General features: G+C 32.8%; 24 protein-coding genes. 14 read left to right on the forward strand and 10 right to left on the reverse strand.

The annotated features are described in order from the left end of the window. The first annotated feature begins 15 nt into the window (after positions 1–15). From ACTU6T_RS08450 to ACTU6T_RS08480, 7 genes are read left to right on the forward strand one after another with little or no spacing between them, the layout of a single operon-like run. The gene (locus ACTU6T_RS08450) at positions 16–702 is read left to right on the forward strand and encodes a glycerophosphodiester phosphodiesterase (RefSeq protein WP_460217773.1); all 687 of its coding nucleotides are present in this window, start codon (positions 16–18) and stop codon (positions 700–702) included. Next, positions 699–1,952, forward strand: coding sequence for a BaiN/RdsA family NAD(P)/FAD-dependent oxidoreductase (locus ACTU6T_RS08455; protein ID WP_460217774.1), 1,254 nt, complete (start codon positions 699–701; stop codon positions 1,950–1,952). The genes ACTU6T_RS08450 and ACTU6T_RS08455 overlap by 4 nt, the downstream gene beginning before the upstream one ends. Continuing rightward, a complete protein-coding gene (locus tag ACTU6T_RS08460; RefSeq protein WP_460217775.1) occupies positions 1,949–2,482 on the forward strand; it encodes a DUF1697 domain-containing protein in 534 nt (177 codons plus the stop codon). The genes ACTU6T_RS08455 and ACTU6T_RS08460 overlap by 4 nt, the downstream gene beginning before the upstream one ends. A 44-nt stretch (positions 2,483–2,526) precedes the next feature. Further along, on the forward strand, positions 2,527–3,612 hold the full coding sequence (locus ACTU6T_RS08465; RefSeq protein WP_460217776.1) for a diphosphomevalonate decarboxylase: 1,086 nt from the start codon (positions 2,527–2,529) through the stop codon (positions 3,610–3,612). A 38-nt stretch (positions 3,613–3,650) separates the two neighbouring features. Beyond that, positions 3,651–4,580, forward strand: a complete 930-nt coding sequence (locus ACTU6T_RS08470; RefSeq protein WP_460217777.1) for a mevalonate kinase family protein — start codon at positions 3,651–3,653, stop codon at positions 4,578–4,580. Between the two features lie 10 nt (positions 4,581–4,590). Beyond that, complete coding sequence (locus ACTU6T_RS08475) at positions 4,591–5,493, forward strand: geranylgeranylglycerol-phosphate geranylgeranyltransferase (RefSeq protein ID WP_460217778.1); 903 nt, start codon at positions 4,591–4,593, stop codon at positions 5,491–5,493. Beyond that, entirely contained in the window at positions 5,494–6,447 is a 954-nt protein-coding gene (locus tag ACTU6T_RS08480; RefSeq protein ID WP_460217779.1) for a carbon-nitrogen hydrolase family protein, read from the forward strand. 1 nt (position 6,448) lies between these two features. Here ACTU6T_RS08480 and ACTU6T_RS08485 read toward each other — a convergent pair whose 3' ends face one another. Further along, positions 6,449–7,639, reverse strand: coding sequence for an LVIVD repeat-containing protein (locus ACTU6T_RS08485; RefSeq protein WP_460217780.1), 1,191 nt, complete (start codon positions 7,637–7,639; stop codon positions 6,449–6,451). 103 nt (positions 7,640–7,742) lie between these two features. On the opposite strand from ACTU6T_RS08485, the gene ACTU6T_RS08490 reads away from it, so the two are divergent. Continuing rightward, positions 7,743–8,618, forward strand: coding sequence for a pseudouridine synthase (locus tag ACTU6T_RS08490; protein WP_460217781.1), 876 nt, complete (start codon positions 7,743–7,745; stop codon positions 8,616–8,618). A gap of 4 nt (positions 8,619–8,622) precedes the next feature. Here the strand turns inward: ACTU6T_RS08490 and ACTU6T_RS08495 are convergent, their stop codons facing one another. The 3 genes from ACTU6T_RS08495 to ACTU6T_RS08505 are packed head-to-tail and all read right to left on the reverse strand — an operon-like array spanning position 8,623 to position 10,926. Continuing rightward, positions 8,623–9,471, reverse strand: a complete 849-nt coding sequence (locus tag ACTU6T_RS08495; RefSeq protein ID WP_460217782.1) for a peptidylprolyl isomerase — start codon at positions 9,469–9,471, stop codon at positions 8,623–8,625. Between the two features lie 2 nt (positions 9,472–9,473). Further along, a complete protein-coding gene (locus tag ACTU6T_RS08500) occupies positions 9,474–10,490 on the reverse strand; it encodes a transglutaminase domain-containing protein (protein WP_460217783.1) in 1,017 nt (338 codons plus the stop codon). Between the two features lie 19 nt (positions 10,491–10,509). Next, positions 10,510–10,926 (reverse strand): carboxypeptidase-like regulatory domain-containing protein, encoded by a 417-nt coding sequence (locus ACTU6T_RS08505; RefSeq protein ID WP_460217784.1) that lies wholly within the window; start codon positions 10,924–10,926, stop codon positions 10,510–10,512. 296 nt (positions 10,927–11,222) lie between these two features. Between ACTU6T_RS08505 and ACTU6T_RS08510 the strand changes: the two genes are divergently transcribed. Beyond that, positions 11,223–11,519 carry a hypothetical protein gene (locus tag ACTU6T_RS08510; RefSeq protein WP_460217785.1) on the forward strand — a complete coding sequence of 99 codons (297 nt, stop codon included), beginning with the start codon at positions 11,223–11,225 and terminating at the stop codon, positions 11,517–11,519. Between the two features lie 20 nt (positions 11,520–11,539). Here ACTU6T_RS08510 and ACTU6T_RS08515 read toward each other — a convergent pair whose 3' ends face one another. The 6 genes from ACTU6T_RS08515 to ACTU6T_RS08540 are packed head-to-tail and all read right to left on the reverse strand — an operon-like array spanning position 11,540 to position 18,797. Continuing rightward, complete coding sequence (locus ACTU6T_RS08515; protein WP_460217786.1) at positions 11,540–12,898, reverse strand: MptA/MptB family glycosyltransferase; 1,359 nt, start codon at positions 12,896–12,898, stop codon at positions 11,540–11,542. After that, complete coding sequence (locus ACTU6T_RS08520) at positions 12,898–14,388, reverse strand: cellulose synthase family protein (RefSeq protein ID WP_460217787.1); 1,491 nt, start codon at positions 14,386–14,388, stop codon at positions 12,898–12,900. The genes ACTU6T_RS08515 and ACTU6T_RS08520 overlap by 1 nt, the downstream gene beginning before the upstream one ends. Then, on the reverse strand, positions 14,385–15,077 hold the full coding sequence (locus ACTU6T_RS08525) for a glycosyltransferase family 2 protein (protein ID WP_460217788.1): 693 nt from the start codon (positions 15,075–15,077) through the stop codon (positions 14,385–14,387). The genes ACTU6T_RS08520 and ACTU6T_RS08525 overlap by 4 nt, the downstream gene beginning before the upstream one ends. Then, a complete protein-coding gene (locus ACTU6T_RS08530) occupies positions 15,074–15,901 on the reverse strand; it encodes a toxin-antitoxin system YwqK family antitoxin (protein WP_460217789.1) in 828 nt (275 codons plus the stop codon). The genes ACTU6T_RS08525 and ACTU6T_RS08530 overlap by 4 nt, the downstream gene beginning before the upstream one ends. Continuing rightward, the gene (locus tag ACTU6T_RS08535) at positions 15,901–17,490 is read right to left on the reverse strand and encodes a 4Fe-4S binding protein (RefSeq protein ID WP_460217790.1); all 1,590 of its coding nucleotides are present in this window, start codon (positions 17,488–17,490) and stop codon (positions 15,901–15,903) included. The genes ACTU6T_RS08530 and ACTU6T_RS08535 overlap by 1 nt, the downstream gene beginning before the upstream one ends. 2 nt (positions 17,491–17,492) lie before the next feature. After that, positions 17,493–18,797 (reverse strand): NAD(P)/FAD-dependent oxidoreductase, encoded by a 1,305-nt coding sequence (locus ACTU6T_RS08540; RefSeq protein ID WP_460217791.1) that lies wholly within the window; start codon positions 18,795–18,797, stop codon positions 17,493–17,495. Between the two features lie 203 nt (positions 18,798–19,000). Between ACTU6T_RS08540 and ACTU6T_RS08545 the strand changes: the two genes are divergently transcribed. The 5 genes from ACTU6T_RS08545 (at position 19,001) to ACTU6T_RS08565 (ending at position 23,705) form a co-directional block, all read left to right on the forward strand. Further along, positions 19,001–19,711, forward strand: coding sequence for a DUF547 domain-containing protein (locus tag ACTU6T_RS08545; RefSeq protein ID WP_460217792.1), 711 nt, complete (start codon positions 19,001–19,003; stop codon positions 19,709–19,711). Between the two features lie 31 nt (positions 19,712–19,742). Next, on the forward strand, positions 19,743–20,612 hold the full coding sequence (locus tag ACTU6T_RS08550; protein ID WP_460217793.1) for a transporter family protein: 870 nt from the start codon (positions 19,743–19,745) through the stop codon (positions 20,610–20,612). Positions 20,613–20,648: 36 nt separating this feature from the next. After that, positions 20,649–21,647 carry a glycoside hydrolase family 113 gene (locus ACTU6T_RS08555; RefSeq protein ID WP_460217794.1) on the forward strand — a complete coding sequence of 333 codons (999 nt, stop codon included), beginning with the start codon at positions 20,649–20,651 and terminating at the stop codon, positions 21,645–21,647. A 63-nt stretch (positions 21,648–21,710) separates the two neighbouring features. Then, positions 21,711–22,973 carry a POTRA domain-containing protein gene (locus ACTU6T_RS08560; RefSeq protein ID WP_460217795.1) on the forward strand — a complete coding sequence of 421 codons (1,263 nt, stop codon included), beginning with the start codon at positions 21,711–21,713 and terminating at the stop codon, positions 22,971–22,973. A 39-nt stretch (positions 22,974–23,012) separates the two neighbouring features. Then, positions 23,013–23,705, forward strand: a complete 693-nt coding sequence (locus ACTU6T_RS08565; RefSeq protein ID WP_460217796.1) for an NUDIX hydrolase — start codon at positions 23,013–23,015, stop codon at positions 23,703–23,705. The last annotated feature ends 50 nt before the right edge of the window (positions 23,706–23,755 follow it).

The raw sequence follows: 23,755 nt of genomic DNA on the forward strand, positions 1-23,755 counted from the left end.
ATACTTTTATATCGTATGAAAAACCCTTTGAAAATTGGTCATCGAGGAGCTAAAGCTTATGCTGCAGAAAATACAATTGAATCTGTCAAAAAAGCTTTAGAAATTGGAGTTGATGGTATTGAAATAGATGTGCACAAATGTGCTTCAGGAGAATTAGTCGTATTTCATGACTTCACACTTGATCGAATGACTGACGGTTCAGGTGAGGTTTCAAAACACACATTGACAAGTTTAAAGACTTTGAAAGTAAACCATCAATTTGAAATCCCAACACTTCAAGAAGTGATAGATGTTATTAATCAAAAATGTATGCTAAATATTGAACTTAAAGGCAAAGGAACTGCAGAAGAAACTTGTAATGTTATTAAAGACTATATTGATAATAACGGGTGGACTTTTAATAATTTTATAATTTCAAGTTTTCAGCAACATGAGCTAGAAACGGTGTTTAACTTACTGCCCAACTTGAAATGTGCCGTATTAACAAAAGCAAGTGTAACTGATGCCATAGAATTTGCTAAAACCATAAACGCTTATGCTATTCATCCTAATGTCGCTTTACTAACTCAGGATAATGTTAAATTAGCACAAAATGAAGGGTATAAAGTTATTACTTGGACTGTTAATGATGAAGCTACCATTAGACGAATGAAAGATTATGGCGTTGATGGTATCATTTCAGATAACCCAGATAGATTATGAAACATTATGATGTTATTATTGTTGGAGGGGGAGCTGCTGGTTTTTTTGCTGCCATTAATTGTGCCGAGCAAAATCCGAACCTTAATATAGCCATACTTGAACGTGGGAAAACTGGGCTTCAAAAAGTGAAAATTTCTGGTGGTGGTCGATGTAATGTAACCCATGCTGAGTTTATTCCTTCAGAATTAGTACTTAACTACCCTAGAGGAGAAAAAGAACTATTAGGTCCGTTTCATCAATTTATGACTGGTGACACGATTGCTTGGTTTGAAGAAAGAGGTGTAGTATTAAAAATTGAAGACGATGGACGCATGTTTCCAGTTACGAATTCGTCTCAAACTATTATCGATTGTTTTTTAAACGAAGTCGAAAAACATAATATCCAAGTGTTATATAATCATTCTGTAAGAGCTTTTCAACCCATTCAAAATGATGATGTCATGCTGAGCGCAGTAGAAGTATCTTTAACTATGTTTAAAATTGAAACCTCTCAAGAACACTTTACATGTAATAAATTACTTGTAGCTACTGGAAGTAATCCAAAAGTCTGGCAATTATTGGAAGATTTAGGGCACACAATATCGAAACCAGTCCCGTCATTATTTACCTTCGATATCAAGGATAAACGAATAAAAGGAATTCCTGGTGTAGTCGCTAAAAATGTTGAAGTTTCTGTGGTTGATTCAGATTTGTGGAGTGAAGGGCCTTTATTGATTACACATGTAGGTATGAGTGCTCCAGCTATTTTAAAGTTATCTGCATTTGGAGCAATTGAGCTCGCCAAACGAAACTATAACTTCGATATTGAAGTTAACTTTATAAGGCAATCTTTTGAAGACTGTCTTGATTCTCTAAAACAACTTAAACAAGAATTCGCAAGAAAAACGGTTCTTAAATTAGCACAATTTGAGCTACCTAAACGCTTGTGGCAGAAACTTATAATTGCTTCAGAAATACATGAAGATACGCGCTGGGCAGACCTTAATAAATTTCAGTTGGAGCAATTAGCTAAACAACTCACTAAAGCAGTGTTCCATGTGTCTGGTAAAAGTACCTTTAAAGAAGAGTTTGTGACTGCTGGTGGGATACATCTTAAAGAAGTTAATTTTAAGACCTTTGAGAGTAAATTATATAAAAATTTATTTTTAGCTGGTGAAATATTAAATATTGATGCAGTAACGGGTGGGTTTAATTTTCAGAATGCTTGGTCTGGAGCTTATATTGCAGCTAAATACATGTCAAAATCATGAATACTTATATCGTACTATTAAGAGGAATTAATGTTGGTGGACATAAAAAAATGCCTATGGCTGAGTTACGAGAGTTGTTAACTAATGTTGGGTTTAATAATGTGAGTACATATATTCAAAGCGGAAATATTATTTTACAATCTTTAGAAACTAAGCGATTTGTCGAAGATAAAATCCATGATGTTATCTTATCTCATTTTGGGTTTGAAGTTCCAGTTATCTCTAGAACAAGACATGAATTACTGCTTAATTTTGATAACTGTCCATTTTCCGAAGAGAAAAAAAAGAATAGTTATTTTTTACTATTAAGTGATATACCTAGCGCAGAATCACTTGATTTGGTGAAACAAATCACTTATGATAATGAAGAATTTCAAATTGTTGAAGATTGCTTGTATCTATATTCATCTGTAGGTTATGGAAACTCTAAATTTAATATGAATATGTTTGAAAAAAAATTGAAGATTAGAGCAACGTCTAGAAATTATAAAACGATGGTAAAATTGCTAGATATGTCTTCAGTAAACTAAAAAGACCTTGAGATATTTCTTATTTTTGCAGCATAATTTATCCTATGACAAAACAACAGTTTATTGCTAAACCCTATGCGACTACTTTAGATAATGGGCAAGTAGCTTGGTCGTCTCCAAGTAATATTGCATTGGTTAAATATTGGGGAAAAAAGAAAGACCAAATCCCAGAAAATCCATCAATCAGTTTCACATTAGATTATTGTAAAACGACAACAATACTTTATTTTACTAAAAAAGAAAACTCAAATGACTTTTCTTTCGAAGTGTTTTTAGATGGAGAACAAAAAGATGGTTTTAAACCAAAAATAGAAACGTTTTTCAATCGTATTGAAGAGTATATACCTTTTTTAAAAGCTTATCATTTTAAAATTGAAACGTCAAATACATTTCCACATAGCTCAGGAATTGCCTCATCTGCATCTGGGATGAGTGCTTTAGCATTATGTTTAATGAGTATAGAGCGATTGTTGAGTGATGCGGAAATCTCTGATGCTGAATTTTATAGAAAGGCATCATTTTTAGCACGATTAGGCTCTGGAAGCGCATGTCGAAGTATTGAAGGTGATGTAATTGTTTGGGGAACGCATCAGGAAATTGATAATAGCTCTGATCTTTATGGCGTAAAATTTCCTTTTGAAGTTCATCAAAACTTTAAAAATTATCAGGACACTATTCTTCTAGTAGATAAAGGAGAGAAACAGGTTAGTAGCACTGTTGGTCACAATTTGATGCATGGTCATCCTTATGCTAAACGTCGTTTTGAACAAGCACATGAGCATATGTCGAAACTAATTTCAATTTTTGAATCAGGAGATTTGGAGGCCTTTATTGAGATTGTTGAAAGTGAGGCCTTGACCTTGCATGCAATGATGATGACTAGTATGCCATATTTTATTTTGATGAAACCTAATACATTAGAAATCATTAATAAAATTTGGTCTTATCGAAAGGCAACCAAATCAAAAGTGTGTTTTACTCTAGATGCTGGAGCTAATGTTCATGTGTTATATCCAGAAAGTGAAAAGGATAAGGTGATGGAATTTATTAAAAATGAATTAGTTGGCTTTTGTCAAAATGAACATTATATCAATGATCAAATTGGCTTTGGCGCGAACCAAATAGAATAATAATACGTATATTTGTTAAAGGAAATTGCTCAAAATACATGAAAGGACCACTTTTTTACTCAAAAATTTTACTTTTTGGTGAGTATGGAATTATCAAAGATTCTAAAGGCTTATCTATCCCTTATAACTTTTACAACGGTGCTTTAAAAACAGATGAAAATCCGTCACAAGATGCCATAAAGTCTAATGAAAGTTTACAGCAGTTTGTGTCTTATCTAAAGGATATAGATGATGAATTGGTTACTTTCGATATTGATACATTAACAAAAAATGTTGAAGCGGGTATGTATTTTGATTCTTCAATTCCGCAGGGATATGGCGTTGGAAGTAGTGGTGCTTTAGTTGCTGCTATTTATGATAAATATGCACATGATAAAATTACTGTCCTAGAAAATTTAACAAGAGAAAAGTTATTAAAACTTAAGACTATTTTTTCTGAAATGGAATCTTTTTTTCATGGGAAATCGTCAGGCCTAGACCCTTTAAATAGTTATTTAAGTATTCCTATTTTAATTAATTCTAAAGATAATATTGAAGCAACTGGGATTCCGGCACAACAGACTGATGGCAAAGGCGCTGTCTTTTTATTAGACTCTGGTATTATTGGAGAAACGGCACCTATGGTTCGTATTTTTATGGAAAATATGAAGCAAGAAGGTTTTAGGAGTATGTTAAAAGATCAATTTATTAAGCATACTGATGCTTGTGTAGATGACTTTCTTAAAGGTGATATGAAGTCATTATTTAAAAACACAAAGCAATTATCTAAGGTGGTATTTAATCATTTTAAACCGATGATTCCTAAAGAATTTCATGAATTATGGAAAAAAGGAATCGAAACTAATGAATACTATTTAAAGTTGTGTGGTTCTGGTGGTGGTGGCTACATCTTAGGTTTTACAGAAGATATAGATACAGCCAAACAATCGCTTAAAGATTATAAATTAGAAGTCGTTTATAACTTCTAAAATTTCATTTATGTTTTCACGAAGACAAAAACACATCTTGTTGAAATTTTTCAGCATGTTTTCTGTTGTTCGTGGTTATAATATTCTTATCGTTGTAATTGCGCAATATTTAACTTCTGTTTATATCCTTGCTCATGATAAACCATTAAGGTACATTCTCTTTGATATTAATCTTTTAATGCTCGTTTTGGCGTCAGCAGTTACTATAGCTGCTGGTTATATTATCAATAATTTTTACGATTCAGAAAAAGATTTAATAAATCGGCCTAATAAATCTAAATTAGATCGATTAGTAAGTCAAAACACTAAACTCTCATTTTACTTTGTACTTAACTTCTTAGCTGTTATAATGGCAAGTTATGTATCGTTTAACGCTGTATTATTTTTCTCACTTTATATCTTCGGAATTTGGTTCTATTCTCACAAATTAAAGAAGTTGCCATTTATTGGAAATCTTACATCTGCTATACTTACAATATTGCCATTCTTTGCCATTTTTCTGTATTATAAAAACTTCGAATCGGTCATTTTTGTACACGCTGTATTCTTGTTTTTAATAATTTCTATGCGAGAACTCACAAAAGATTTAGAAAACATGAAAGGAGATTTGTTATTAAACTATAAAACAATACCTATAGTTTATGGAGAGAAAGCCTCAAAAATTATGCTGTCAATACTGATTGTTTTAACGAGTATACCTGTGTATTTGCTTCTTACTCATTTTGATGTCGGTTATATGTACTTGTTTTTCTATCTTTCTGTAATGTTGCTTTTTATTTTTCTACTATTATTGTGGAAATCTAATACCAAAACACATTATCTCATATTGCATAATATTCTGAAATTTATCATTGTTGCAGGTGTGTTTAGTATTGTGCTTATTAACGTTAATCTTGTTTTAAATCGAATCTAGATGAATCATACGCTAAAAGTAGCTTTAGCTCAAATTGCTCCCGTTTGGTTGAATAAAGCGGAAACACTTAAGAAAATTGAAAAAGTAATCATTGAGGCAGGAAAAGAACAGGCTGAGCTCATTGTTTTTGGAGAAGGTCTTCTGCCTGGGTATCCTTTTTGGTTAGCATTAACTGGAGGTGCAGAATGGAATACCACTATCAATAAGGAATTACATGCGCATTATGTGATTAATTCAATTACCATAGAAAAAGGAGATTTAGACGGTGTTTGTAGCTTGGCCAAAACACATAATATCTCAATCTATTTAGGGATTATTGAACGTCCTTTAGATCGTGGGGGACATAGTATTTATGCATCATTAGTATACATTGATAATCAAGGTGATATTCAATCTATACATAGAAAATTACAGCCTACTTATGATGAACGTCTCACTTGGGCTCCAGGAGATGGTAATGGTTTACAGGTACACTCACTTAAAGCCTTTACCGTTGGCGGATTAAATTGTTGGGAAAACTGGATGCCTTTACCTAGAGCTGCACTTTATGGATTAGGTGAAAATTTGCATATTGCGGTATGGCCAGGAAGTGATCATAACACTAAGGACATCACACGTTTTATTGCAAGAGAATCACGTTCTTTTGTGATTTCAGTATCGAGCTTAATGACTGTAAATGACTTTCCAAAGGATACACCAAACTTAAATCATATTTTAGAAAAAGCACCAAAAGTCTTAGCTAATGGAGGAAGCTGTATTGCAGGACCTGATGGTGAATGGATAGTTGAACCTGTATTGCACAAAGAAGGCTTAATTTATCAAACCATTGATTTTAATCGTGTGTTAGAAGAACGACAAAACTTTGATCCTGTAGGGCATTATTCTAGACCAGATGTAACACAGTTATCGGTAAATCGTGAACGACAATCGACTGTATTATTCAATAAAGAATAGATTATTCAAATTCCCAGTTGAGTTTTTTTAACCCAGACCAGTCGCTATATAATGGAACTCCTGCTGCGATATAAAGGAGGTAAATATCATTGTTGTGCATTCCCATTCCCCAAGTAGCTAGTGTGTCATCAAAATTTCCATAAGACTGCTTTATAATTGGGTTTTCAGGATTTGACACATCGATTACAGATAAATCACTTCGACCTGAATTAACAAAAATAAGTTCATTTGTAGCATCATATATCATTTGATTGGTATGTCCAGGACTATTAAACCATAAATTGTCTAAGGTGTCACAATCCCAAGGGTTCCACCATCCTACAAGCTCTTCTTGCCCAAGAGTAGAAATATCCCATATTTCAAAACCACAGTAATCAACCGCACAATAAGCGAGATTTCCGTTGATGATGATATTATTATAAGCTTTAGGTGTATTCTCAATTGATGCAAAATTATGAAAGCTTCCAATTTCAGTAGGTATTGCTTTATTGGTAATATCAATTATTCGTATGCCACCAGCATCATAGCATAAATACATAGTGTTACCTACAACAATCATTCCACGAGCATTAGGTATTTGAGGACCTTGAGGGTTTTCTTCAGGATAGTTTACATCTGGAGTATAGTTTGATTCTTCTATAATTTCTGTAGGGTTCGAGACATCAAAAATGAAAATGCCATATTCCATAGCACCTAAATAAGCATAGTTACCTTCTACAGCAACAACTGCACTTCCACCAAGAATAGTATCACTTTGCCATTTAGCTGTCACGATTGGATTTGTTGGGTTTTCAATATTTACTATTGCTAAACCAGTTTTGGAACCATTTAAGCCATCAAAAAAATCGCCTAATGCGAGATATAAATAGTTGCCTTTTTGAACAACATTCATTGCATGTAGCATATATAATTCTGAAATTGGTACATTAGCTATTTGTGTAGGCGCTTCGGTATCGTTGTCATTTAAAACTAATAATCCTCCACTCTTAGAAGCCATGTATAAATAGGGCCTGTCAAATTCATCGTATATTATAGCTTGCGGTAAAATTGTAGGCATTTCTTTTTCCCATTTAAAAGACAACGTCACATCAGTCCCGATGGGTTCATCATCTATGGGATCTGTATTTGACTCATCAGACGAAGAACACGATAAAAAGAATATTAATATAATAAACCCAAAAGAATTTCTCATAACTTGTTGATTTATAGTCTAAATGCAATACAATTTACAAATTTAATACCAAAATAGGTTTTGAATTTAGGTTGCGGTATCTTTGCGCAAAATTTAGTTTATCATGAGCAGACAGCAAGGACGTAATGGAAAAGGGAAATCTTCGGATAGAAGACAGCATAAACCTACTAATAAAAGGTCGGGTAAGGAAGTGTATGCTAAAAATAAAAAATCTGCTCCTGGAAGCACTAATTCAAATAAAAAACAAGCTTCGACAACTAAATCATCAAATGCTGATGAAATTAGATTAAATAAATATATCGCAAATTCTGGAATTTGCTCTCGAAGAGATGCCGATATGCATATTGCTGTGGGTAGTGTTACCGTTAATGGAAAGGTGGTTACAGAAATGGGTTATAAAGTTAAACTTACTGATGAGGTCCGTTTTGACGGAGCGCGAATTAACCCAGAAAAAAAAGAATATGTGTTGTTAAATAAGCCTAAAGGTTTTGCTACTACAACTAGTGAAAGTAAGGGGCGAACTGTAATGGATTTAGTCGCTAATGCCACTAATAGTCGTATTAAACCTATTGGTCGCTTAGGACGAAACTCAACCGGATTGTTATTGTTTACCAATGATGATGATGTTGTTAAGAAGTTTACGAACTCCAAAAATGGTGTTGCGCGTTTGTTTGAAATTGAATTAGATAAAAACTTAAAATTTGACGATTTCAAAAAAATCCAAGAAGGATTTAAAATTCAAGGAAAGCTAATTTCTGTTGAAGAGGTGAGTTATATAGAAGGAGAAGCGAAAAATAAAATCGGACTTAAAATCAAAAATACAGGGAATACAATTCTACACACCATATTTGATCATTTTAAGTATGATATCATTCGTGTTGACTGTGTTCAGATAGCACATTTAACTAAAAAAGATTTACCTCGTGGTCACTGGAAGCATTTAACGCAACAGGAGGTAAATACCTTACAAATGTTATAGGGGTTTAGTCCTTTAAATGTAAAGACAGAATTCTTACATCTGACAATGGACGATCCATATCATTCGTTTTTACTGCAGCAATAGAATCAATAATGTTTATGCCTTCAATCACTTGACCAAAGACGGTATAGTTTTGATCTAGGTGAGGTGTGCCTCCAATTGTTTTATAAACCTTACGATGTATCTCAGGAATTCTATAGTGTACAAAGCTTGTATAGTTGTCAGCTAAAGCATTTATACTATCGTTAAGTATGGTTGTTAAATCTTCATTGTTAGCTTCTGTGGCTTTATAGAAATTGTCCCATAGCGATTTGTGAGCAGAATCATTAATCACATAATGTCTAGCCAAGTATGAATTTATTCTAGTTTCGGCATAATCTAAAAGACTATCATTAAATATCTTTCCTTGTACTAGAAAGAATTGCATGGCGCTAGAGCCTCGACTTGGACTTTCTTCCCTTGCAGTTGCTAAAGCCCCTTTTTTATGAAACAGTTCTGGTCTAAATTCTGCTGCTACAACATAATCTAAATCACCTTCGCCTAATAAGGTTTCTGGTTCTGCATGTTTACTCTCTGGGTCTCCACCTTGTATCATGAAATTTTCAATAACACGATGAAATAATAAACTGTCGTAGGCTTTGTCTTGAATTAATTTTATGAAATTATCACGATGTAATGGCGTTTCATTGTAGAGTTCTATAGTCATGGTTCCGTGCGTTGTTACCATGTCTACAATATGTCTTTTTTCTATTTGATTTTGCGTGTTTTTTTTAGTAGTATCAGGTTTTGAATTACATCCAAATAGCATGAGAACCATCATAAAAACTGAAATAACAATGTAATAATTTTTCATATTTAACTTTTCACTTTAAAGGTGTATGTAGATACCAAATCATCACCTATAAACAAGTGTACATCATAAAACCCGCCATAATTGAATTGGTGTTCTAAAGTTAGTAATTGCTCTTCAATTGTAATGGTTTCTGGTCGTATTTTTTTACTATCAAAACCATCATCGATAAGTAGTTTGATATCTTCTTTTGTAATTGAGTTGAGAAGTCGATATTGGAAAGTGACTTTTTGATATTTATTAATGAGATTATGCATTTTTTTAGGAGCGCTATGCATTGCTAAATTCCTATATGCTTTACCATAAATCACAGGTGCCTCCATAAAGGTTTCAAAAGAAGGTGCTTGATCAGATTGCAATAACATCCATTTTTTTTCTATCGGAAAGTGGTTGATTGCAAAAAGTTTTGGATTTGCTAAAAAGAAGCCTTTAATGTAATCGAGTTTTCTTCGCTTAGAAACGGGGTTTTCTAAGCCGCTGGCCCAAGTTGGGTCACTCAAATACCATTTACCGTTAAGCTCCACAGCATTCCATGAATGATTAGGAGACTTAAGCTCATCTAAATTGGTAGTACTTGTACGACCATATCCATGAACAATTTTACAGTTTATATTTGCTAACGTAGATAATTCTTTTAAGATATAAGCATAACCTGTACATATGGTTTTTTTATGCTTTAAAAGTTTACGAAAAATGTCTTTTGTAATAGCTTCATTCCATTGTTTAAGCTTAAGACTGTCATGTCTATACCTTTCACGACGTTTCATGTTTCGTGAATATAGACCGTAGTCGTTTGTAATATTAGTGCAAACCCACATGTAAATGGCTCTAAAGCGCTCAACATCTGTGTTTAGAGAGGTTGTGAGCTTATAAGAAAGCTCAGGTAAATTGTCTAGTCCTTCATTTTTGCATGCCAACGCAATGCTATCAGCCTTATGGAAATTGATAGTATCAAAATCGGAAATCTGAGCATTAGATTGGAATGCAAAGACGAAGAGAGCTATGTACCTTATTAATCTCATGTAAATAAGGTTAACTTCTTTAATTGGAACGTTTTGATTTGTATGGTGTATTAGATTCTAAAGCTCCCAAAATTTCAACAAGATCAGTTTCTAAAATTACTTTTAAAAACGTTGTATTGCTTTTGATTTTTACTTCTTTCATTTCGTAGCCTAAGAAACTAAATACAAGAACATCACCAGACTTTAATGTCTTAGGAAATGTAAAGGCACCATTCTCATCAGAAACGGTACCTACTTTGCTGTTTTTTAGTGTAATACTAGCACCCAATAATGGACCATTTTCATCATTAACACTTCCTTTAACTGTAATCTCTTCAGATTGACTTGTAGAAGTTGAGTTTGACTGAGCATACAACGGATTGTATGCTATTAATGCCATTAGTATAATAGCAACAATGCTGATGTGTTTCAGCGAAAATTTAATTTGTGTTTTCATAATTATAAATGTTTTCTCAAATCTAATTATAGATCATTTAAGATTCAAAGACCCTTTAGGTAACGTATCATTTTGGTTAGTGAACGTGTACCTTTATCGAGCGAAGTCTAAATTAATAAATTATAACCTAAAAAGCTTGAAATACAGTGATATTAACGTTTTTAATAGCAAGGATTTTAAAATTTTGAGATAGACTAATCTTATTTTTTTGATGTGTAATTCTAAAAATGTGATGTCACTCATTTTTTTTTGTTAAATTTAAATAACGATTAATTAGTAATTCCTAGATGTAAATTATGAACAAAAGGGACAATTTGAAACGCGTTATAGTTGACTTCAAGAAGTTAACACCAGAAATTTTAGCCATGTTAGTTGAAAAGTATCCTTATGGTTATGACGATGGACATATCATTTCATTTACTAATGCTAAAAATGAAATTATTGAAGCTGTTGAGGTTACTACAGATGATACTAAGTATTTGGTAAAAGTAAGTACTAAACTTGCTGTTACTATGAAAAATTATGATGAAGATGATTATGAAGCATTTGATAATGATGACCCAGACGCCATTCAAGATCCAGAATTATCTTGAGACTAGTTGATTATTTTAAGTTAGTGTTTTTTAACTAACTTTCTTAAATAGACTTCCCAGATAAAGACCGAATATACAATGATATATTCTAGTGCAATTATCCATAAGTTTTCCGACTTATCCATTTTGTTGATATTGATGTAGGCCAGATAGCTTAAGATAATTACAAAACTCCAAACTAATGGGTATTTGTAATTGGTAAATACACTTAGTAATACTAATGTAGCAATATACCAAGGATGAACTGTGGTGCTTAAAAATAAATAGATTGTAAACGCTAGTAACATATTAATTATGAGCGTTTTTATATCAAGTGTTTTACGAGACAATGCTAGTATTATTACAAACAAAAACACTAATAAAGGTAACGCTTTTCCAATAATTTTAATCTCATTAAACCCAGTGATATGGTATCCAATTTCTCGAGAGATATAATAAATACTTGCGTTAAATTCAAAATTCTGAAACCATAACCCAACAGTTTGTGCATAGTTATTTACAAATTCTATAGAAAAGAATGGTGCGAACAATAGCATTGTAATTAGACCAACAATAGCATAAAAAGAAATTAATTTTTGTAACCCAAATATCTTTTGTTTACTTGAACTGAACCACCAGAATAACAATGGTAAAAATAATAAGGGTATCAATTTTACTGAAATTGATAAGGCAAAAACAACAGCTGCCCATTTCCATTTGCTAGAATGCAATAAATACAGGCTCCAAACTAAAAAGAATAGCATTACCCCTTCAAAATGTAAGTTTCCAGTAAGTTCTATAATGATAAAGGGATTAAGGATATACCAAAATATATGCTTTGTAGGTATGTTTAATTGTTCTAATAACCTTTTTCCGAAGATAAAAGTCCCAAAATCCGCAGCGATAATCAATAAACGAAAAACTATTGCTGACCCTAAAATACTATGACCAGAGAATAAACTAGCTATAGCAAAACATAATTGGTTTATTGGCGGATAATTGGTGAAATGACTACCATTAAGTTCTCCCATACCTGCATATAATTCTCTAGCTTGGGTAATTGGATAGTCTCCAGATATAATAAATGATTCTGGTGTAAACAGATAGGGGTTTAGACCTTCAAGAAGCATACGCCCGTCCCATATAAAACGGTAAAAGTCTTGAGATAAATTAGGAATTGCTAAAATAAAAATAGCACGAAAAATAAACGCAATGGTTGTTAAATACGGTATATTATTAGCATATTTCAGAAGTAAAAGAAATGTCAGCCAAAGACCACTGTATAGTACAATAAGCTTGGTGTAATCTGTTCTAACTAAATCGTAAGCAAATGTCCAATAGAGAAATAGGCTAACAAATGTAAGCAGTAGCGGAACTTTATAAAGCTTCCAGAATCGCATTAAACTTTAGAGGATAGGGATTTAAAAAACACATAGCCAAATCCAATAAATAACATCAAATGAAATGGAAATAATCCAAAATCTCCACCTTGATCACCAACAACAAAAGCACTATATAATCCAAATCCAAAGTACAGCATAAGCAATCCTTCAATAATCACGTGAGGTGATAATTTTTTACGGAGATACTTGTTGCCTTTCCATGAGTCGCGTAAGGTACTAATATTAAATTTTGGTGTTCTTACAAATTCACTGCGTTTGCCAACGTGTCCTTCAATAACAGCTATCGAATTATGTAACGAAAAGCCCATTGCAATGGAGAAAAACGTAAAGAACATTCCTATGTATCCAAAAAAACGTTTGAAACCGCTACCATAAATTTGTTTATACATGAACCAGTAGCATACAAAGAAAATAACGGTACTCATCACGAAGAAACTCATGAAATAAAAGTAAAACCTTAAGTGCGCGTATTCATTTTTTATATAAAGCATTGGAATACTTAACACAGCAACAATAAATACATTTAAAAACATAGTGCTGTTAAGTAAATGCAGTAAGCCATGAACTTTAGTTTTAGTAGAAATATTATCAGACTTTAAAACACGCCATAACATTTTCCTGAAATTTTCTGCACCTCCTTTATTCCATCGAAACTGTTGTGAACGTGCTGCGCTAATCACAACAGGAAGTTCGGCTGGTGTTTCTACATCTTCTAAGTACTTAAATTTCCAATTTTTGAGTTGCGCTCTATAACTTAAGTCTAAATCTTCGGTAAGAGTATCACCTTCCCAATTACCAGCATCGAGAATACACGCTTTGCGCCATATACCTGCTGTGCCATTAAAGTTAATGAAATGTCCTTTACTGTTTCTACCTACTTGTTCTAAAGTAAAATGAGCATCTAAAGCAAAGGCTTGGATTTTTGTTAGTATAGAATAATTGCGATTGATATGACCCCAACGGGTTTGAACCACACCAATGTCTTTTTGTTTAAAGTAAGGGATTGTTCGTTTTAACCAATTTTTCTTTGGTAGGAAATCGGCATCAAAAATGGCGATAAATTCTCCTTTTGCAACCTTTAAACCTTCCTTAAGTGCACCAGCTTTAAAACCGCTTCGATCTGTTCTAGTGATGTGTTTGATGTCTAAACCAGTTGCGCTTAGTTTTTCTATATGTTGACGCGTAGTTTCGATAGTTTCATCGGTTGAATCATCAAGAACTTGAATTTCTAATTTGTCTTTAGGGTATTCAATACGCGCAATATTATCTAACAGGCGTTCCATAACATACATTTCATTATACACAGGAAGCTGTATGGTAACTAATGGGACTTCATCTGGATTCGATAAATCAAAGGTTTCGCAGTTATTATCTTTTTTCTTAGAAGATAAATAATTGAATAACAAATTAAGCTGAGCAAGCGCATACATAAAAATGAGCAAGATAGCTATGGTATAGATAATAATTATGATTGTTTCAAGAATCATGTTTTAAAACTGTATTTAAAAATCCAACCTAAGATTTTTACGCCTGCAAATATAGCACCTTTTACGGTACCTGAAACTTTTGAGACACCTATTCTATTTCTGTAATGTACAGGAACTTCAATATAAGATAACTTTTGACGTAAGGCTTTCAATTGCATTTCAACTGTCCAACCATATGTTTTGTCTTCCATCTGTAATTGAAGTAATTTGTCATATTTGATGGCCCTAAATGGTCCTAAATCAGAAAATTTAGCTCTAAATAATATAGACATAAGTGTTGTGGCTAGCCAATTTCCGAAGATTTGCGGAATCGTCATAGATCCTTTTTCTCTCAATGTTTTGACACGTGCTCCAATCACAAAATCAATATTATCATCTAAAATCGGTGTAACAATTTTGGTTAATTCTTCCGGGTAATCACTGTAGTCACCATCCAAAAAGACGATAATGTCTGGTTTATTTTTAAGAGATGCGATGTAATTCATGCCTTTTAAACAAGCATAGCCATAACCTCTATTGCTTTCTTTTAAAACAGTAGCACCAGCATTTCTAGCATTGACTTCGGTGTCGTCGTTAGAATTGTTGCTCACAACAATAATTTCATTTACAACATCAGGAATATCCTTAATGACATGTGCAATAGAATCTGCCTCGTTATAAGCAGGGATGATGACTTTAATATTGGTCATTTAAGATCGCTAAGTTTGTTTTCTTTTTTAAATGACGCTAAATCCGTCCATTCTTTTATTTTTTTTCCTTTGGAATATTTTGCTGCTGACACCAATTTTTCATTATCATACATCAAACAATAGCCGTTTTTTTGGTTGTTATCTAACTGACACTTGTGATTTACTTTTTCTTCGGAGTCATAAAATAACCACCAGTTTTTCTTCTTGCCATCCACGTAATGCCCTTCAGATATTTTTTTTCCGCTGATGTCGTAAAATTGCCAATAGTTAGCGAATTTTCCTAACTTAAATTCACCATCCTTTTCTAATTGCCCATTGCTGTGGTAAAATTTCCAATAACCATATTCTCGATTGTTTTTAAAATGCCCTGCTTTTGAAAGTTGCCCATTAGTATAATATGATTTCCAATATCCAGATTTAAGTCCGCTTTTATAGTTGCCTTCTTCTTTCAAGATTGAACTAGAATAATGAAATTTCCAATAATCTACTCGTTTTCCATTTTTATAGTTACCTTCTTCAATAAGCTTATTGTTATCATATATTTTCCAGTAGCCACTTTTTAACCCATTTACAAAATAACCTTCTTTTTGAAGCTGGCCTTTTAGATTATAAAATGTCCAAAACCCTGTTTGTTTATCATTTTTAAAATGGCCTTCTTTAGAAAGCTTACCGTTTTTATAATAAAACTTCCAGTAGTCTGTCTTTAAATTGTTTTCAATCCAGCCTTCAGAATTCATATGTCCATTTTCAAATAGATTCTTTTGATAGAATCTTTGTCCTAATGCGAAAGTGCTAAAAAGAAATAAAATAACGAAAAGTCTCATTAGTTTTGATTTACTAAATCCATTAAATCAACATCATTTCCTAATAAAATTTCAGTTGGATTGATACGTCCCTTCATGCTATCATTTTCTAATTTTAAAACACCTCTAGGGCAAACTGCAGAGCAAATACCGCATCCAACACAACTAGAACGCACAATATTTTCACCTTTTTGTGCATAGTGTCTTACATCAATTCCCATTTCACAACTGTTGGAACAATTTCCACAAGAAATACATTGTCCACCATTAGTTGTAATTCTAAACTTTGAGAATAAGCGTTGTTGGAACCCTAAGATAGCTGCCATAGGGCAACCAAAACGACACCACGATCGACTTCCTAAAATTGGATAAAACCCTGTTCCAATAACTCCTGAAAAGATAGATCCAATATATATTCCATAAGCCGATCGTAAAGCTCCTGCTTTTACATAAAACACATGGTCTGTTGTTCCTGTAAAATGCATGGTTATCAATAGTGCGATAACTATAAATAAACCAATAGCACCATATCTTGCATCTTTTCCTAATTCATGTCTTTTAAAAACCATGACTAGAGTGAATACTAGAGTTAAGAATCCGATGACTAAAGAAATAAAGACACCTCGAGTTAACCAAAAATTATTACTATCATACCCTAGATAAGTATAAACCATTGCTGTAGTCATTACTACAGAAAAGACTAAAACGAGATGAATTAACCAGCGTTCTAATTTCCACGCCGACATTTTTTTAGAAGATAATTGCCTAAAGGAATCACCGGCGGTTTCTGCTAATCCTCCACATCCACAAACCCAAGAGCAATACCATCTTTTTCCAAACTTATAGGTCAAAATAGGTGTGATAACAAATATGGAGATGATTCCAAATAAGATTAAAGCCAAACCAATATTTCCGTTTGAAAGAAATCCTTTTACAGACCATTCGTCAAAAATATAATAGTTTAGCGGCCATACACTTTTTAAATCGTAGTATGGTAAATCATTATTCATAACGTACATGAATTCAGGAATCAAAAAGGCAAAACCCAATTGAAAAAACATTACCGATACTGTACGTATTTGTTGGTAGCGATTATGCCTATATTTTAAAATAAATTTATAACCAAAAGCTAATATGGCCACAGTATATAAAGTGCCATAGACAAACCATTGGCTCGCATTTCGGCCACTTAATAATTGGCTTAAAGGATCAAATAAGCTGATTAAGCCTGTATTTGCCGCACCATCAGTGCCTAGGCCTAAGTACTGAGGGTAAAAGTATAATACAATATAAAATGCTGTAAGGATTACTCCTACAATCCAACCCCAAATACCTCTTGAGGATATAGATTTAAACCAGACCCCATCATTTTTTATACCTTCTAGTTTTGTGAGGTAAGCATCTTTAGAATAAATCACAATTCCTACTGTAATTAACCCTAAAGCCAGTGTTAAAAAAAGTCCTTTGTTTGGGAAGTTTGTATTAAAAAGCGCTAGTGCTAAAATAAGTAATCCTACTATGCCTAATGCTAAAGCTACTTTCTGTTTGTTTGAAATGTCTACAGCATCAGGTTGAGCCAAAGACATACTATGATTTAATTTATTACTCATGATTAAGCGTGTTGGAGTTGGTTGTTGTAAGCAGATAAAATATCGGCTTCAAAATGACTATAAAATTCTGGGTCGAAATTGGCTTCCGAAAGATGATTCATTACATAATCAATGTCTTTGTGTTCTGTCAGCCATTGATCAAAAGTTTCATGTCGCATACGAATTCCAAAAGTATTAATCCCTAAAAATTGATTCGTGTCTTTATGATATGCTACAGTAATACATTTAGTATCATCTTCATGTTTCCAATGAAAATGTTGCTCATAATCTTGTTTGCTTCGTTCACTAAATACCCAACCATAAGTTTGATATTCAATATCTAAAAATTTAGCAGAGTTAAACCAATGACCAGGTTTATATTGAATGCGATTGCCGCAAATAGTTTGTGCTAAGGTTTCTCCCATCATTCGTCCAGTATACCAAACAGCTTCAATAGGTCTTCGATTACCTATAGCTTCATGTTGTTCGGCACAATCACCAATAGCATATACATCAGGAATATTAGTTTCTAGAAAACGATTTACTTTTACACCACGACCAGTTTCAATTTTTGAACGTTTTATAAAATCTATATTTGGAGAAACACCTGCTGTTAAACCAACAACATTACATGGAATTTCCTCACCTGTTTCTTCAATAATTACAGATTTAACTTTACCGTTTTCATCCGAAATAATTTCCTTTAAGTTTGTTGATAAACGTAAATCTATATGGTGATTTTTAATATGTCTATTAATCATATTGCTTTCGCCAGATGGTAAAACGCCATTCCAGAAGCTTGATTCGCGAACTAGGAATGTGACTGGAATGTTCCTTGAGTTTAGCATTTCGGCAAGTTCAATCCCAATCAGACCACCACCAACAATCACTGCTCGTTTACATGCCTTATTATTTGGAGCATAGATTTCAAGATTATCTAAGTCCTGTTTATGATACATGCCCATAACACCATCTAAATCTTGTCCAGGCCATCCAAATTTATTGGGTTTACTGCCAGTTGCAAGTACAAGTTTGTCATAATTAAGTTGATTGCCATTAGCAAGGTGCAGTGTTTTATTATCGGTATCAATTTGCTTGACATAAGCTTTCAGTAGTTCGATGCGGTTCTTTTTCCAAAACCAATCTTCATATGGTTTTGTGTGTTCAAACTTCATATGTCCCATATAAATATACATGAGTGCAGTTCGTGAGAAAAAGTGATCGGTTTCAGCCGAAATAATTGTGATTTTTTTATCAGAAAGCTTTCTTATATGTCTTGCTAAAGTGACACCAGAAATTCCATTTCCAATGATAACGATGTGCTCCATAATTTTTGGTTGTTATGACGAATCTGTCGAATTTAAAGATAAGAACTTAATTGGGCATTCTTATTTATATCAGTTTTAAATTAAAAATTATTTGTAAGGTTTACTTCTGAAAATAGACGTGAGATTTTTTTTAAAATCCTTGTAAGTAAAGGGTTTTTAAACGACTTAGCCATTGTAAAAAAATAATTTAAGACTGAACTAACATGAAAAAAATCATAATCATCACCGTCTTCTTCTTTGGAACCGTTAATTACGGGTTCACTCAAAATACATCTGCATTTTTTAAAGCTGCTGATACTTTTTTTAAAACGAATGTGTCTGAGGGAAAAGTAGCTTATGCCTCTATTAAAAGTAATCCCGAAACTTTAAATGAATTAGTTAACATGGTACAGGATATTTCAGTTTCTAAAAATAATGCGAAGGCATATCAGGCATTTTGGATTAATGCCTATAATATTTCGGTGATTAAAGGAATTATTGATAATTATCCTATACAATCCCCTTTAGATAAACCTGGTTTTTTTGATAAGACTACCTATAAAATTGCCGGAGAATCTATAACACTCAATGATATAGAAAATAAAAAATTAAGAGCACAGTATGGAGATGCGCGTTTCCATTTTGTCTTGGTATGTGGAGCTATTGGTTGTCCGCCATTAATAAATGAAGCTTATAAGCCAAGCACCTTAGACATACAATTACAGGAGCAAACTGAAGCAGCACTTAATAATCCCAATTTTATTAAAGTTAAAAAGAATAAAGTTGAGCTATCTGAAATCTTTAAATGGTACAAGGAAGATTTTATTAAAAGCGGAAATGAAATTGACTATATCAATAGGTTTAGATCAGAAAAATTGGCTGCTAAATCTAAAATTTCATACTACCCTTACAACTGGAAATTAAACAAACAATAAAGAAAAATTAAAGAACCAAATAAAAATTGAAATGAAAAAAATAATCACATTAATAGCTATCGTAAGTATTACACTAACTGGTTTTTCTCAAGAGAATCTGGATATTGAAAAAAGCGTCATTCAAGAATATACGCCTTCAAAATTATTAAATAAGGGACAATGGGATATCAAATGGTTTAACAACTTGTATACACAAACAGAAAGTACATTTTCTGAAGGGAAAGAGCCTCGACAAACTTTTTTCACATCTACTATTGATGTTTTTACAGGTGTATCAGATAACAGTAATTTTAATGTTGGATTGTTATTAGAATTTCGTTCTAATGTCATCAATGATAGAAGCGCATTAGATGTATTCTCTTTTGATGGTGAAAGTGGAACAGCGCGATCTGGTTTTACCTCTTTTGCACCAGCTGTAAAATTTAACCCAATAAAAAGTGTGAGTAACTTTACTATTCAAACAGCATTTCATATTCCTTTAGTTGATAATGAGACCGAAAATGGAGTATTCTTAGACCAAAAAGGCTTCATTTTTCAAAACCGATTCTTCTATGATTATACATTTCCTAGTGGAGATTGGCAATTGTTTACCGAGTTGAATACTGAGTATAACTTTGGAAAAAAAGAAGATAGCTTTGCCAATAACAGCTTATCATTAACACCTGGAGTATTTTTAAGTTATTTCCCAAATCAGAAATTTACTATTTTAGGTTTGGTACAACATTCGCAGCGTATTGATACTGGTAATGATTTTGAACAAGATTTTACTGCAATTGGAGGTGGCGCAAAGTATCAGCTCACCAAAGTTTTGAATATAGAAACCTTATATACCAATTTTATTAGAGGAAATAATACAGGTCTCGGACAAACATTTAACATAGGCTTAAGAGCATTGTTCTAGTCTTTACCATAAATTAGGAGTCTATATTACTGAGTTATGACTGTACTTAGACTCCTAGTGTTATGTTTTATATTATCTTCTTGTGCAGCTCAATCTGAAAAAATTAACGGATTGAGTTTTGTGGCTTCAGGGATTCCAATTGATGAAACACATACAAAACCTGCCGCTAATGTTGGTGCAAATTATGCAGCAATTATGCCTTTTGGCTTTATCCGAAATTTATCTCATCCCAACATTACTCATAATACCGACAAACAATGGTTTGGTGAAACAAGAGCAGGCGCCAAGCAGTACATCGAAGAACTTAGAAAAAAGAATTTCAAAATCATGATCAAACCTCAAATTTGGGTATGGCGTGGTGAGTTTACTGGTTATATTAAAATGGATAACGAAGCCGACTGGAAAACACTTGAAGCATCATATACAAGTTTTATCATGGAATATGCTGACCTCGCACAAGAAACTAATGTAGATATTTTTTGCATAGGTACCGAATTAGAAAATTTTGTCAAAGCACGACCAGAATATTGGCATGAGCTTATTAAAAAGATAAAAACAGTTTATAAAGGGAAATTAACCTATGCTGCTAATTGGGATGAGTTTAAACGGACGCCCTTTTGGAGTGAGTTAGATTATATTGGAGTTGATGCCTACTTTCCTGTTAGTGATAACCAAACACCAACTGTTGAAGATTGTAAAGCTGGTTGGCAAAAGCATAAAACAGTTATTAAATCTATTTCTGAGGCAAACGATAAACCTATTTTATTTACAGAATATGGCTATCGAAGTATGGATTATACGGGTAAAAAACCTTGGAATAGTGATCATACTATAGAATCTTTAAATTTTGACGGACAAACAAATGCCACTCAAGCCTTATTTGAAGAATTCTGGACCGAAGATTGGTTTGCAGGTGGATTTGTTTGGAAATGGTTTCACGCGCATGATGAAGTAGGAGGAACTAAAGACAATCAATTTACTCCTCAAAATAAACCTGTCGAAACAGTCATTCAAACATTTTATAAATCCAATTAAAATACTTCTATGTTTTCGTAAGGAAATGTGATGATTTCGACCAAAGACACTAATCATCATCACATGAAACTACCAATTATAATCGTGCTGCTGTTTACAGTATTTGCTTATGGACAAGAGCCTAGAGTTTCCGATCTCAAAGTGCAAGGCAACAAGAAATTAAAATCATCTTTTGTAAAAAAAATGTCTAATATTAAACCTGGAGTTATATTAGATTCTACTGTTATTGAAGAAGATATAAAACTTCTTAAGCGACTGCCTTCAATTGCACATGCCTATTATCAGGTATTTCAAGCTGAAGAGCCTAACACTTATAATGTGTTTTACAATATTGAAGAAAATTTCACCATCATACCTTCAGCTAATGTATATACTACAGATGATGATGAATTTGCTTATCGCTTAGGATTATATGAATTTAATCTTTTTGGACAGAATATGACCTTTGGAGGCTTTTATCAAAAAGATATTTATGATTCTTATGCTATAAATTTTAGAGCACCTTTTTTGTTTTCAAAACAATTAGGATTGGCTTTAAATTATCAAGATTTAACCACCCAAGAACCCGTGTTTTTTGATAATACTACTGCTGATTATAAATACAATAATGAGTCATTTGAAATCTTAGGTTTGTATCAACTTAACTTTAATAATCGTTTTGAAGTTGGCCTGAATTATTTTACAGAAGACTACGAATACAAATCTGGGGCAGTAAATCCTGATGTGCCTCAAGAACTCCGAGTGCATAAACTTTTATACAAGCTCATTTATGAGTATAATAATCTCAATTATGATTATCAATATGTTGAAGGGTTTAGAAGTATTTTTAATTTTCAGTATGTAACCTCTAGAAATGAAACACAACTACCAGCATTTTTAATTGGATGGAACGACTTTCAATACTTTAAACGCTTCGGAGGTAAAGGCAATTGGGCAAGTCGATTACGACTGGGTATCGCTACAAATAACAAAACACCATTTGCACCTTTTTCAGTAGATAATAATTTAAATATTCGAGGTGTTGGAAATACGATTGATCGTGGAACTGCTGCAATTGTACTCAATACCGAATATCGTCATACTCTATATGAAAAAGGATGGTTTTCATTACAAGGTAATGCTTTTGTTGATGCAGGAAGCTGGCGTAATCCTGGTGGCGATTTTGGTGATTTTAGTGAATCCCAAAATATACGTGTTTATCCAGGTGTTGGTTTGCGATTTATTCATAAAAAAATCTTCAATGCTATTTTTAGAATCGATTACGGGATTGGAATTACTGAGAATTCGACCAAAGGATTAGTTTTCGGAATTGGTCAATACTTTTAGTTTTATCCTTATATTTGTGTTTATACTACACAAAATAAAATGTCATTACAACAAAACATTAAAGTTGCAGTAGATGCTGTGGTTTTTGGTTACGAATCTAAGGGGGATTTATCGGTTTTATTAATAAAAAGAGGTGTGGATCCTTTTAAAAATACTTGGGCACTTCCTGGTGGGTTAGTATTAGAAAATGAGTCTTTAGAAGCTGCTGTAAAACGCGAACTTAAAGAAGAAACTGGAGTTAAGATTGATTATTTAGAGCAATTATATACGTTTGGAAAACCAAAACGCGATCCTAGAAATAGAGTGGTGTCAGTTAGTTATTTTGCACTAGTACGTCCTAATCATTTTAAAATAAAGGCAGATACAGATGCTACAGAAGCCAAATGGTTTTCAGTTAATAAATTGCCTAAACTTGCTTTTGATCATAAAACCATTTTTAGTACTGCAGAAAAACGTCTTAAGGGTAAGTTGCTTTATCAACCTATTGGTTTCGATTTACTTAGTGCAGAGTTTCCATTTTCAGATTTAGAACATTTATATACTACAATTTTAGGGCAGGCCATAGATAGACGTAACTTTCGAAAAAAAATCATGAGTTTCGGTATTATAGAAGAAACCAATAAAATGCACAAAGAAGGTAGCGGCAGACCAGCAAAACTCTTTAAATTTAATAAGAAAAAGTATGATGCTTTGGTGGATGATGGTTTTCACTTCGACATCAAGTTTGTGTAAAAAATACACAATACATTTGGTCAATTCGTATATTCAATTTACATTTGTGT

It is taken from the genome of Psychroserpens citreus (assembly GCF_055686305.1).